The 11115-nt window shown below is 74.2% G+C and carries 12 protein-coding genes and 1 pseudogene; 9 read left to right on the plus strand and 4 right to left on the minus strand.

Annotation, left to right across the window (positions count from 1 at the left end):
- Positions 1-63 precede the first annotated feature (63 nt).
- Positions 64-1221, minus strand: a complete 1158-nt coding sequence (locus VE546_RS15160) for a DUF5685 family protein (RefSeq protein ID WP_324922515.1) — start codon at positions 1219-1221, stop codon at positions 64-66.
- Positions 1222-1526: 305 nt separating this feature from the next.
- Here VE546_RS15160 and VE546_RS15165 point away from each other — a divergent pair, with 305 nt between their 5' ends.
- The gene (locus tag VE546_RS15165; RefSeq protein ID WP_324922517.1) at positions 1527-1970 is read left to right on the plus strand and encodes a cell division protein SepF; all 444 of its coding nucleotides are present in this window, start codon (positions 1527-1529) and stop codon (positions 1968-1970) included.
- A 16-nt stretch (positions 1971-1986) separates the two neighbouring features.
- On the opposite strand, the gene VE546_RS15170 is transcribed toward VE546_RS15165, so the two are convergent.
- Entirely contained in the window at positions 1987-3174 is a 1188-nt protein-coding gene (locus VE546_RS15170) for an acyl-CoA dehydrogenase family protein (RefSeq protein ID WP_324922519.1), read from the minus strand.
- Positions 3175-3216: 42 nt separating this feature from the next.
- Positions 3217-5001: an MFS transporter gene (locus VE546_RS15175; RefSeq protein ID WP_324922521.1), complete on the minus strand. Its 1785-nt coding sequence runs from the start codon at positions 4999-5001 to the stop codon at positions 3217-3219.
- Between the two features lie 203 nt (positions 5002-5204).
- Here VE546_RS15175 and VE546_RS15180 point away from each other — a divergent pair, with 203 nt between their 5' ends.
- A complete protein-coding gene (locus tag VE546_RS15180; protein WP_324922523.1) occupies positions 5205-6389 on the plus strand; it encodes a glycosyltransferase family 39 protein in 1185 nt (394 codons plus the stop codon).
- 208 nt (positions 6390-6597) lie between these two features.
- Positions 6598-7647 carry a phosphatase PAP2 family protein gene (locus tag VE546_RS15185; protein ID WP_414720491.1) on the plus strand — a complete coding sequence of 350 codons (1050 nt, stop codon included), beginning with the start codon at positions 6598-6600 and terminating at the stop codon, positions 7645-7647.
- Positions 7648-7781: 134 nt separating this feature from the next.
- Here the strand turns inward: VE546_RS15185 and VE546_RS15190 are convergent, their stop codons facing one another.
- Complete coding sequence (locus VE546_RS15190; RefSeq protein WP_324922527.1) at positions 7782-7997, minus strand: I78 family peptidase inhibitor; 216 nt, start codon at positions 7995-7997, stop codon at positions 7782-7784.
- Between the two features lie 305 nt (positions 7998-8302).
- On the opposite strand from VE546_RS15190, the gene VE546_RS15195 reads away from it, so the two are divergent.
- The 6 genes and pseudogenes from VE546_RS15195 to VE546_RS15220 all read left to right on the plus strand — a co-directional run.
- Positions 8303-8623, plus strand: coding sequence for a gas vesicle protein (locus VE546_RS15195; protein WP_324922529.1), 321 nt, complete (start codon positions 8303-8305; stop codon positions 8621-8623).
- A 33-nt stretch (positions 8624-8656) separates the two neighbouring features.
- Positions 8657-9082: a gas vesicle protein GvpJ gene (gene gvpJ, locus VE546_RS15200; RefSeq protein WP_324922531.1), complete on the plus strand. Its 426-nt coding sequence runs from the start codon at positions 8657-8659 to the stop codon at positions 9080-9082.
- The gene (locus VE546_RS15205) at positions 9079-9825 is read left to right on the plus strand and encodes a GvpL/GvpF family gas vesicle protein (protein WP_324922533.1); all 747 of its coding nucleotides are present in this window, start codon (positions 9079-9081) and stop codon (positions 9823-9825) included. Before gvpJ ends, VE546_RS15205 begins: the two co-directional genes overlap by 4 nt.
- Before the next feature lie 28 nt (positions 9826-9853).
- On the plus strand, positions 9854-10111 hold the full coding sequence (locus VE546_RS15210; protein WP_324922535.1) for a gas vesicle protein GvpG: 258 nt from the start codon (positions 9854-9856) through the stop codon (positions 10109-10111).
- Between the two features lies 1 nt (position 10112).
- The gene (locus VE546_RS15215) at positions 10113-10724 is read left to right on the plus strand and encodes a hypothetical protein (RefSeq protein WP_324922537.1); all 612 of its coding nucleotides are present in this window, start codon (positions 10113-10115) and stop codon (positions 10722-10724) included.
- Positions 10717-11115 (plus strand): annotated as a pseudogene (locus tag VE546_RS15220) (hypothetical protein); the annotation flags it as partial. The gene VE546_RS15215 and the pseudogene VE546_RS15220, both read left to right, overlap by 8 nt.

Raw genomic sequence — 11115 nt, forward strand, 5'->3', positions numbered from 1 at the left:
GCGGTCGGCACATCGCTGCGCTGAGCGCACCGGCCGCCCCACATACCGGACACCGGCGCGCTGTCAGCAGTTACAGTCGCAACTGCAACAGCCGTCGCCCTCACCGCAGTTGCAGCACCGGCAGCATTCACAGCAGTCACTGCAGCCTTCGCAGTCCATTCCGCGGCACAGCCCTTCGCGCCGCTCCCCCGTCCAGGGATCCTCGTACTCGGCGCTACAGCAAACTTGACCGGTGCAGAACAGCGTTGACCACACGGCGCATCCGGCCATCAGCCCCCGCCGCCGCGACGACCCGGGCCCCGGCGGGCCGGGACGGGGCGCACCGGGGCGGGGCGGACTGACGCGCGCCGAGGCGAACGTCCGCTCCACCGCGTGCCGCACCTCGTGCACGAGCAGCGCCCGCACCAGGGCGGCGCCCTCCCCGTCCTCGAACTCCGCCTCCCGCAGGGCCAGCCGCAGGCCGTGCACCGCGTCGTCGCACAGCCGCCGCACCTCCGGCAGGGGGGTGCCGGTGGCGGCGATCGGGTTCCAGGAACCTGACTCCTCGTCAGATATCAGGTCCTCCACGGCGTCCAGCAGGTGCGCCAGCCGGCCGAAGAACCGTCCGGCCTCGGCGAGCGGCGCCGCGTTGCCGGGCCGCGAGGCCAGTACGGCGGTGTGGGCGAAGGCCGCGGCGGTGGCCGTCTCGGTGGGCTCGGTGACCGACAGCAGCGAGCCGCCCGGCACCGCGGCGGCCTCCACCAGCGGCTGCCGCTCGACGGCCTCGGTCAACACCGCGGTGTCCAGACCCAGTTCGGCCCCGGTACGGGCGCCCGCCCGCTCCCAGCCGGCCGCCACCCTGCGCGCCGCCGCGGCCAGCGGGCGGCGCGCCAGCGCCCCGTCCCCGTCGGCGACGTGGTCGCGCACCTTCGCCGAGGCCAGCACCAGGGAGACCGCCGCGGCCAGCCGGGCGCCCTCGCCACGGGCCACGGAGGCGGTGCGCATGCCGCGCAGCGGACACGGCCCGGCGGTGCGCCGCAGGCCACCGGGGCCGCCCGCGGGACGCGGGGTCTGCGCCTCGGTCAGCACGGAGACCACGAGTCCGTCGTAGTTGGTGACGATCCGGGCGAACTGGCCGTGGTCACCGCGCAGTGCGAGGCAGAGCCCGCACAGGTGGGCCAGCCACGCGGCCCGCAGCCCCTCCCCCAGGCTGTGCCGGCACGGTCTGATGATGCCGAACAAGATCCCCCCGTTCCTTGATCAATGAGTGGCCGTCACGATACCGGGCACTTCACCCGTATGCCTTCGGCGACCACCCGTCCGGCGGGACCGCCCGGTTCCGCTCCGCACCACCGTCCGCGCACCGCTCCGGCCCCCGCCGCGGCGCCGTTCCCCGTGCGCCTTGTGCACCAGTACCGTCACGAATCCCGTGCGGAATGGGTAACTGTTTGGCGCGTTGTCAGCATCATGGACGACCATAGGGGTGCGGGCCCCGCGGCGGAGGCACTGCCAGACACGGTGGACCGTGCTTGTGAGAGGAGGCGTCCATGGGATCGGTGCGCAGGGCGAGTGCCTGGCTGGGCCTCGTCGACGACAGCGAGATGCGCTACTACGACGACGAGTACGCCGAGGAATCCGAGTCCGGGGACGTCCGTGAGGCTTGGGCCACCGACCCGCGGGTGCAGGTGACCGCGGAGACCGCCCAGGGACAGGGCACCCGCATCGCGACGGTCACGCCGGACGGCTTCCGGGACGCCCGGGGCATCGGCGAGCTGTTCCGGGAGGGCATCCCGGTGATCGTGAACCTCACGGCCATGGAACCCGCCGACGCCAAGCGGGTCGTCGACTTCGCGGCGGGGCTGACGTTCGGGCTGCGCGGCTCCATCGAGCGCGTGGCCACGCGCGTCTTCCTGCTGACCCCGCCCGACTACCAGGTGATCAACGGCGAGGCCCGCCGCGCCGCCGAGGGCGGCTTCTTCAACCAGAGCTGAGCCCCCCGCCGGGCGCTCACCGGAAGGCGTCGATACCGGTGAGCGCCTTGCCCAGCACGAGCTGGTGCATCTCCACGGTGCCCTCGTAGGTCAGTACCGACTCCAGGTTCGTGGCGTGCCGCATGACCGGGTACTCCAGGGAGATCCCGTTGGCGCCCAGGATCGTGCGGGCGGTGCGGCAGATCCCGATGGCCTCGCGCACGTTGTTGAGCTTGCCGAAGCTGACCTGCTCCGGGCGGAGCCTCCCGGCGTCCATCCGCCGCCCGAGGTGGTGGGCGAGCAGCACGCCCTTGTGCAGTTCGACCGCCATGTCCGCGAGCTTGGCCTGGGTGAGCTGGAAGCCGCCGATCGGCCTGCCGAACTGCTCGCGGGTGCGCGCGTACTCCAGGGCCGCCTCGAAGCTGGCGCGGGCCGCGCCCATGGCGCCCCAGACGATGCCGTAGCGCGCGTGGTTCAGGCAGCTCAGCGGCCCGCGCAGCCCGGTGACCCCAGGCAGCACCGCGTCGCCGGGCAACCGCACGTCGTCCAGGACCAGTTCGCTGGTGACCGAGGCGCGCAGGGACCACTTGTGCCTGATCTCGGGGGCGGAGAAGCCCGGGGTGCCGGCCGGCACGACGAAGCCCCTGATGCCCTCGTCGGTACGGGCCCAGACGACGGCCACCGAGGCCACCGAGCCGTTGGTGATCCACATCTTGCGGCCGCTGAGCACCCAGTCGCCTCCGTCGCGCCTGGCGTGGGTGCGCATGCCGGCGGGGTCGGAGCCGTGGTCGGGCTCGGTGAGCCCGAAGCAGCCGATCGCCTCGCCGGCCGCCATGCGCGGCAGCCACTCCTGTCTCTGCTCCTCGGAGCCGTAGCGGTGGATGGCGTACATCGCCAGCGAGCCCTGGACCGAGACCAGCGAGCGGATGCCGGAGTCAGCGGCCTCCAGCTCCAGGCAGGCCAGCCCGTACTGCACGGCGGACGCGCCCGCGCAGCCGTAGCCCGTGAGGGACATGCCCAGCGCGCCGATCGAGCCGAGTTCGCGGGCCAGCTCCCGGATCACGGGCAGCTCGCCGCGCTCGTACCACTCGGCGATGTGCGGCAGCACCCGGTCGGCGGCCCAGGAGCGGACGGTGTCGCGCACCGCCAGGTCCTCGGGACCGAGCAGGTCGTCCAGGCCGAGCGGGTCGGCGGGGTCGAACGGCGGCGGGGCGGAGCTGGACACGGCGGCCTCCGGCGGGGTGATCTTCGCGGCTCGGGCCCGACGTTACGGCCGGGTAATACCGGTGGACAAGAGGGAGCCGTCCGCCTGCCCGGGCAGCCCGGCGGAGCGCGCGGCGGGGACCGGCTCCCGCCGTGCGTCCCGCCCCTCCCGCGGACCGCCCGCGGCGGACGTCCCCTCCCCGTCCCGCGCCGGGGGTTCCATCGTGCGCGGCAGCCGCAGCGCGGCCAGCGCGCCCAGCAGCAGCAGACCGGCGCTGACCAGCAGCGAGACGTGCAGACCGTGGACGAACGACTCCCGCGCCGCCGCCCGCAGCGCCTCCCCGGCCGGGCCGCCGAGCCGCTCGGCGACCTCGTAGGCCTCCCCCAGCGAGTGGGCGGCGTCCGCCCCGGCCTCTTCGGGCACGCCCGCGACCCGGCGCACGCCGGGGGCGTAGGCGGCGTTCATCACGGTGCCGAGGACGGCGATGCCGCACCCCGCGCCGAGCTGGTACGCGGTCTCGCCGATCGCGGCGGCACCGCCCGCGTGGCTGGCCGGCGCCTCGCTGAGCATCGACTCGTACGAGCCGAACAGCGTCGTCTCCAGGCCGAAGCCGAGCAGGACGAAGCCGCCGACCAGCAGGGCGGGGCTGTCCTCCTCGCCCAGGGCGGTCAGGGACAGCACGGCGGCGGCGGTGAGCACGAAGCCCAGGGCGACCATGGCGCGCGGCCCCAGGCGGCGCAGCAGCCGGGAGCCGACCAGCCCCGCGGCGATCGCGGCGAGGCTGAGCGGCAGCAGCCGCAGGCCGGCCTGCAGGGGGGTGAGCCCGAGGACGAGCTGGAGGTACTGGGCGGCGATCAGCGCGAGGCCGACGAGCGCCAGCACGGTCAGCACGATGCAGGCCACCGCCGTGCCGAAGGCGGGCCGGGCCAGGGTGGCGCAGTCCACCAGGGGGTGCCGGCGGCGGCGCTGGCGGCGCACGAAGAGCGCGAGCAGCGCGGCCCCCACCACCAGGGGCCCCAGCGTGCCCGGGTGGAGCACCTCGCCGCCGCCCGCCCGTTTCACGCCCAGGACCAGCGCGCACAGCCCGGTGGCGGCCACCAGGGCGCCCACCACGTCCCAGGGGCCGTCGCGGTCGCCGGTGGACTCCGGCAGCAGCCACCGCCCGAGGGGGATGCACAGCAGCATCAGCGGGATGTTGACCAGGAAGACCGAGCCCCACCAGAAGTGCTCCAGCAGGAAGCCGCCGACCAGCGGCCCGACGGCGGCGCCGACCGCGGCGACCGCGCTCCACACGCCGATGGCCAGCGCCCGCTCGCGGCGGTCGGGGAAGACCTGCCGCAGGATCGACAGGGTGGCGGGCATGATCATGGCACCGCCGACGCCGAGCAGGGCGCGTGCCGCTATCAGCACCTCGGGGGTGTGCGCGTACGCGGCCACTCCCGAGGCGACGCCGAAGATGGCGTAGCCGCCCAGCAGCACCCGGCGCCGTCCCACGCGGTCCCCGAGGGTGCCGAAGAGGATCAGCAGGGAGGCGCAGACGAGCGGGTAGGCGTCGACGATCCACAGCAGCTCGATGGCGCCGGGCCGCAGCGCCTCGGAGACGGCGGGGACGGCGACGTGCAGCACGGTCGCGTCGACGGCCACGAGCAGCAGGCTGACGCAGAGGACGACGAGCACGGTCCAGCGGCCGGCGGGCCCGGGGGCCGGCGGCCCTCCCGCCGGTGCCGTCCGTCCCGGCGCCCGCGCGCCCCGCGGTCCGTGCGGTTCCTGTGGTCCCTGTGGTCCCTGTGGTCTCTGCTGGGGGACGTCCGCCGCCCTGGTGGCTCCGGCCGTGGTCGTCCCGGACATGTACGCACCTCCTGTTGCGCTCGCACCCACCGTCGCCGTGGGGAATGCCGGAACGCGAGGGGCGGCGTCCGGCCCGGTGTGGAGGGACGAGTCGATCCGCCAGCGTACGCGAGTCCTCCGCGCCGTCACGTGGCTGACCTCACGTTGACACCGCTCTGAGACCCATCTCATCACCGACCCCCGGCCCGTTACGCTCCTCGTTCATGCCCGCGAGCGACCTCCGACCTCCCCCGTCACCGCCCCGCGGTCCCGCCGGCCGGGCCGGGGGGCCCGCCGGGCGGTCCGTCCGCGGGGCCCTGCGGTACGCGGCCCCCGCCCTGCTGGCCTACGCCGGGGTGCGGGCGCTCGGGCTGCTGGTGCTGGCCCTGTGGGCGGCGGTGGCGGACAGGAGCGCGCACCAGTTGCTGTCCGCCCGGTGGGACTCCCTGTGGTACTCCCGCATCGCCGAGGACGGCTACGGCCACACCGTCCGGGCCGCGAACGGGGACCTCCATCCCGACCTGGCCTTCTTCCCCCTGCTGCCCGCCCTGGAGCGGGCGCTGTCCGCCCTCACCCCGCTGAGCGCGGCCGACGCCGGGCTGGCCGTCAGCGCCGTCGCCTCGCTGTGCGCCGCCGCGGCGCTGTTCGCGATCGGCGACCGGCTGTACGGCAGGCGGGCGGGCATCGCCCTGGCCGTGCTGTGGGCGGCCGTGCCGGTCGGCGTCGTGCAGTCGATGGCCTACAGCGAGTCGCTGTTCACGGCGCTGGCCGCCTGGGCGGTGTACGCCGTGCTGACCGGCCGGTGGGTGTGGGCGGGCGCCCTGGCCGCGCTCGCCGGGCTGACCCGGCCGGTGGGCGCGGCGGTGGTGGCGGCGGTGTGGGCCGCCGCGGCGGAACGGGTGCACCGGGAGCGGCGGCTGCCGCCGCGCGCCCTGGCCGGGGTGCTCCTCGCCCCGCTCGGCTGGCTCGGCTACGTCGGCTGGGTGGGGGCGCGGACCGGCAGTCCGACCGGCTACCTCGGCGTCCAGGAGCAGTGGGGCAACGGCTTCGACGGCGGCCTGGCCTTCGCCGCGTTCGTCTGGCGGCACCTCACCGGCGGGGTCGTCGGCGGGGTGGCGCTGCTGGCCGGGGTGGGCCTGGTGGTCTGGCTGTACGCGCTGTGCGTACGGCAGCGGCAGCCGCCGCCGCTGCTGGTGTACGCCGGCGTCGTGGTGGTGCTGGCCCTGTGCGCCAAGGGCTACTTCGGCTCCAAGCCGCGCCTGCTGCTGCCCGCCTTCCCCCTGCTGCTGCCGGCGGCGGTCGCCCTGGCACGGGCCCGCCCGGTCCCGGCGGCGGCCGTCCTGGCCGCCTCGGCGCTCGGCTCGGCGGTGTACGGGGCCGTGTGGCTGCACGGATCGGGGCCGCCCTGAGGCGTTCCGGGACGCGTCGGGTTAAGGGAGGGTGGACTGCGTCCGTCCCCGAGGGAAAAAGAACACGGAGAGCCACCCCAATAGCGTGCGGAAGGCCACCGCGGGAAAAGACGGATGGCTTCTTCCGCGCGGGAAAAACAGGCGTCGGAGGCCTTCTGCGAGGAACTTTCCACATCACATAGGCATTACGAAGCCGGTGGCCGGTGCAATGCCGCCCGTCACCGCCTGTAATCTCGATGGAGTGCGTACCGACCGGATCTTCGCCCGCCTGGAACAGGAGCCAGCGAGGCCGCTCACGCCCCCGCCGGGGATGAGCGGCACCCGCAGGACGCTCTTCTTCGCCACGCTGGGCTTCTACGCGGCCATCGTGGTGGCGGTGCTGACCACATCCCGGCTCGTCCGGCTGGACTGGCAGGTCATGCTCTTCCGCCCGTACAAGCAGTGGCCGGAGATACACGCCTTCCTCGACTACTTCGTGGTGCTCGGCCAGCGCGGCCCCACCGCCGTGCTGGTCGCCGCCTGGCTCGGCTGGCGCTCCTGGCGGCAGCGGACCCTGCGCCCGCTGCTCGCCCTGGGCACCTCCCTGCTGCTGTTGAACGTCACCGTGGGTGCGGCGAAGCTCGGCATGGCGCGTGGGGGCCCGCACTACGCCACCCGGCTCGGCTCCAACGAGATGTTCCTCAGCGGCGACATATTCCCCTCCGGCCACACCGCGAACGCGGTGGTCACCTGGGGCATCCTGGCCTACCTGGCCACCACGCCGCGGGCGCGGCGCTGGCTGTCGGTGGTCGCCGCGGTCTTCGCGCTCGGGGTCGGCGGCACCACCGTCTACATCGGCACCCACTGGGTCAGCGACGTGCTCCTCGGCTGGGCCGCGGGTCTGCTCATCCTGCTGGCCCTGCCCTGGTTCGAACCGCTCATCGTCCGGGTCGAGGCGTACCTGCTGCGCCACTGGTACCGGCTGCGGGAGGACTCCTCGCCCATATCCGCACGGCTGCGGCCGGTGGCCGCCCGGACCCCGGCGATCGGAGGGCTCGACGCGGCGCGGACGTCCGCCCCGGCGCACGAGCCCGCCCTCTCCTCCTCCCGGCCCGCCGACCGGCCGGCGCGCGCCGGGGATCCCCGCTCGCACCACCCGGCCCACGCGGGGCGGCACGCGGTCCGCTCGGAGCGTTCGCCCGTCACCCCCAGCGGCAGCCGCAGACCGCCCGGCGAGCGCACGGTGTCGCGCACCGCGCCGACGGGACCGCGGAAGTGACGGTGTGACGGCGCCCCGGCGCCGGTCCCGGCGCGGCGGGGGGTCGCGGTACGCACCTCCCCTCCCTCCCGCCACACGGCCCCCGTCCGCCTCCCTGACATCAGGGAGCGGACGGGGGCCGTCCTGTGTGTTCCTCAGCCCTTCCAGCTACGGACCACGGTGCCGTCCTCGACGGTGAAGTTCAGCCGCCCGGACAGGTATTCCATGGTGATGACCGCGCCCGGCGGGAGCGTCCGCACGGTCGTCCAACCGCGGTCGCGGGCCTGCCGTTCGGCGGTGCGGACGTCGAGCCCGACGTAGGTCTCCGGGTCGTCGTCCGGCGTACGGGGGTCTGTCGGTACCGGTGCCATGGCTGCACCGTACGACGCCGGGTGAGCAGCCGGAAGTCCCGGTCCGGTCGTGGCGCCGTCACGCCTGTGTCACAGCGCTCCGGAGCGTGTCCGCCGCCGCCGGGGTCACCCGTGCGTGTCCGCCGGGTCGCACGGGATTGCCTCCGCCGCTCCTTATCTCTCTCCTTCTCCGAACGTGTCCGGAAAAACGCTTCGGTGGCATGCGGAGAACGTCTGCGGGTAATTCCGGCCACATCCCAATTCCCTTCCGCAAGGCGCAGGTTTGCGGAAGGACTCCCGCGGTATCCGGAGGTGAAGAGGAGCCCATGACAGAGAACGAGAACGACGACAGCACAGACGCGGTGGAGGACGGTCGCCGTCCCCTCCCGCCCGGCGAGGTGCTGCGCACGGCCCGGGCGGAGTTCACCGACCTCACGGGCCTGCGCGCGGAGAGCGTGTCCCGGTTCGAGCGGACCGGGGACGGCTGGGCCCTGGAGGTGGAGGTCCTGGAACTCGAGCGGGTTCCGGACACGATGAGCCTGATGGCCTCGTACGAGGTGACCCTCGACGGGGAGGGGCATCTGACCGGGTACCGCCGAATCCACCGCTACGAGCGCGGCCGGGCCGATCCGTCCCGCCGCGGCTGAGAGCTGCGAAACCGGAGAGGAGTGGCTCCCGACATGACCACTGCAGTTCCCGCACAACGGTCCACCGGGGGTGGAGGCAGCAGCGGCCTCTACGACGTCCTGGAACTCATCCTGGACCGAGGACTGGTGATCGACGCGTTCATCCGCGTCTCGCTGGTCGGCATCGAGATCCTGAAGGTCGACGTACGGGTCGTGGTCGCGAGCGTCGACACGTACCTGCGGTTCGCGGAGGCGTGCAACCGCCTCGACCTGGAGTCCGGGCCGAGGAAGTCGCCCGGTCTGCCGGAGGTGCTGGAGAGCGCCACCGAGAGCGGCGCCAGCAGCAAGACCAAGGGTGCCCTGGCCGGGGCCGCCGAGACCCTGTCCGACGCCTTCCGCCAGGGCCGGTCCTCCGATGAGGAGGAGCCCGAGCCCCGCAGGCGCCGCGCCACCACCCGCCGCAAGGAGGAGACGGAGTGAGCGTCTACGTCTACGGGATCGCGCGCTCGGACCACCCGGCCCTGCCGGAGAAGGCGTCCGGCGTCGGCGACCCGCCGCGCGAGGTGCGCGTGATCCGCGAGGGGAACCTCGCGGCACTGATCAGCGACTGCCCGGAGGACCTCAGGCCCAAGCGGCGCGACCTGCTGGCCCACCAGCACGTGCTGACCGAGGCGGGCGCCAAGGGCGCGGTCCTGCCGCTGCGCTTCGGCAGCCTGTCCGAGGACGACGAGACCGTGCGCCGGGTGCTCGCCGACCACGGTGAGCACTACGCACGACAGTTGGAGGAGCTGGACGGGCGGTCCGAGTACAACGTGAAGGCCGTGCACCGGGAGGAGGAGGTGCTGCACCTGGTCCTGGCCGAGAACGAGGAGGCCCGTTCCCTGGCGGAGCGCAACCGTGCCTCCGGCGGCGGCTCCTACGAGGACAAGCTGCGGCTCGGCGAACTCCTCGCGAGCGCGGTGCGCGAGCGCGAGGCGGAGGACGCCCGGCTGATCGAGGACGTCCTGGCTCCCCTGGCGGAGCGGTGCGTGCCGGGTCCCGAGGGGTCCGGCTGGCTGGCGAACCTGTCCTTCCTGCTCGGCCGGGAGGCCTCCGGGGAGTTCGTGGCCGCCGTCGAGAAGCTGGGCGAGGAGAACCCGCACCTGGACATCCGGGCGTCGGGTCCGCTGCCGCCCTACAGCTTCGTCTCCCGGCCGCCCGCCACGGCCGGCGCCGGACAGTGAGGCTTGAGGCGGAACGGGGTGAACGGCCGTGGGCCTGATCGGTGGACTCCTGGGGCTGCCCGCGGCGCCGTTCCGCGGCGCCGGCTGGGTGCTGCGGCAGGTGGTGGCCGAGGCTGAACGGCAGTACTACGACCCGTCGGCGATCCAGCGCGAACTGCTGGATCTCTCACGGCAGTTGGACGAGGGCCTGATCGACGAGGAGGAGTTCGACCGCCGGGAGGACGAGCTGCTCGACCGGCTGCAGGCCGTACAGGAGCGGCAACGGCGAGACCAAGGAGAGCAGTGAGATGACGAACCGGTCGGCACTGGCACTGGCCTTCACCACGGGCTACGTGCTGGGCCGCGTGAAGAAGTTCAGACTGCCCCTCGGCGTGGGCGCCACGGTGGTGGCCAGGCGCCTGGGGGTGGACCCCGGACGGCTCGGCGAGCAGGTCAAGGCGAAGAGCCCCCGGCTCGCCGAACTCCCCGACCGGCTGCGGAACAACGCCAGGGGGGTGGGCCGGGCCGCGACCGACGGGCTGGGCTCCCTCTCCGGCGGCCTGCAGGACCGCACCCGGGGCGTGCGCGAGCAGCTCGGCAAGGGGCCCAAGGCGCTGTGGAAGAACGGCCCGGACGCCGGCGGGAGCGACGGCGCCGGGGAGTCGGCGGAATCCGCCCCGGAGGAGAAGGAGACGCCGGGTTCCCGGAAGGCCGGCGGGGGCGGGGGGACGAAGAAGGCCGCGGCCCGCCGTCCCCAGGCCAAGAAGACCGCCGGCTCCGCCGGGAAGAGGACGACCGGTACCGCCAAGAAGGCCGCCGGTACCGCCAAGAAGTCGACCGGCACTGCCAAGAAGTCGACCGGTGCCGCCAGGAAGACCGCCGGTGCCGCCAAGCGCGCGGGAGGCACCCGCCGTGGCTGACGGTGCCGGCGGCCTCGCCAGGGCCCTCGCCGACAGCCCGGCCGCCGGCCGCCTCAAGGAGGCGGCCGGCGCCTTCGCCGTGGCACAGGCGCACCGCCTGATGGCCGCCACCGGACGCAGGCTGGGCGAGACCTCGGCCCGGCTCGACGGCCTGGAGGAGATCGACGACGGCGCCGTCGTGGGGATCGTCGTGAAGGAGACGGTGAAGGGCGCCGTGAAGGACACCGTGAAGGGAGCCGTGCGGGACGCCGTACGGGGCACCGCCAGGAAGGCCACCGGCGGCCTGCTCCCGGCCGGCGGACGCCCGGGCGGCGGCGCGAAGCGGCCCGTCCGGGCCGTGACGATCAGCGAGTCCGTCGACGTCGGCGCCCCGCTGCCCGACACCTACGAC

This window comes from Streptomyces sp. (assembly GCF_035644915.1).
Classification (GTDB): domain Bacteria; phylum Actinomycetota; class Actinomycetes; order Streptomycetales; family Streptomycetaceae; genus Streptomyces.

Bases quoted from the DNA above. Each gene is read 5' to 3' on its own strand.
- VE546_RS15175 (WP_324922521.1), bottom strand. From the start codon at position 5,001: ATGTCCGGGACGACCACGGCCGGAGCCACCAGGGCGGCGGACGTCCCC.
- VE546_RS15185 (WP_414720491.1), top strand. From the start codon at position 6,598: ATGCCGCCCGTCACCGCCTGTAATCTCGATGGAGTGCGTACCGACCGG.
- VE546_RS15165 (WP_324922517.1), top strand. From the start codon at position 1,527: ATGGGATCGGTGCGCAGGGCGAGTGCCTGGCTGGGCCTCGTCGACGAC.
- VE546_RS15190 (WP_324922527.1), bottom strand. From the start codon at position 7,997: ATGGCACCGGTACCGACAGACCCCCGTACGCCGGACGACGACCCGGAG.
- VE546_RS15195 (WP_324922529.1), top strand. From the start codon at position 8,303: ATGACAGAGAACGAGAACGACGACAGCACAGACGCGGTGGAGGACGGT.
- gvpJ (WP_324922531.1), top strand. From the start codon at position 8,657: ATGACCACTGCAGTTCCCGCACAACGGTCCACCGGGGGTGGAGGCAGC.
- VE546_RS15215 (WP_324922537.1), top strand. From the start codon at position 10,113: ATGACGAACCGGTCGGCACTGGCACTGGCCTTCACCACGGGCTACGTG.
- VE546_RS15180 (WP_324922523.1), top strand. From the start codon at position 5,205: ATGCCCGCGAGCGACCTCCGACCTCCCCCGTCACCGCCCCGCGGTCCC.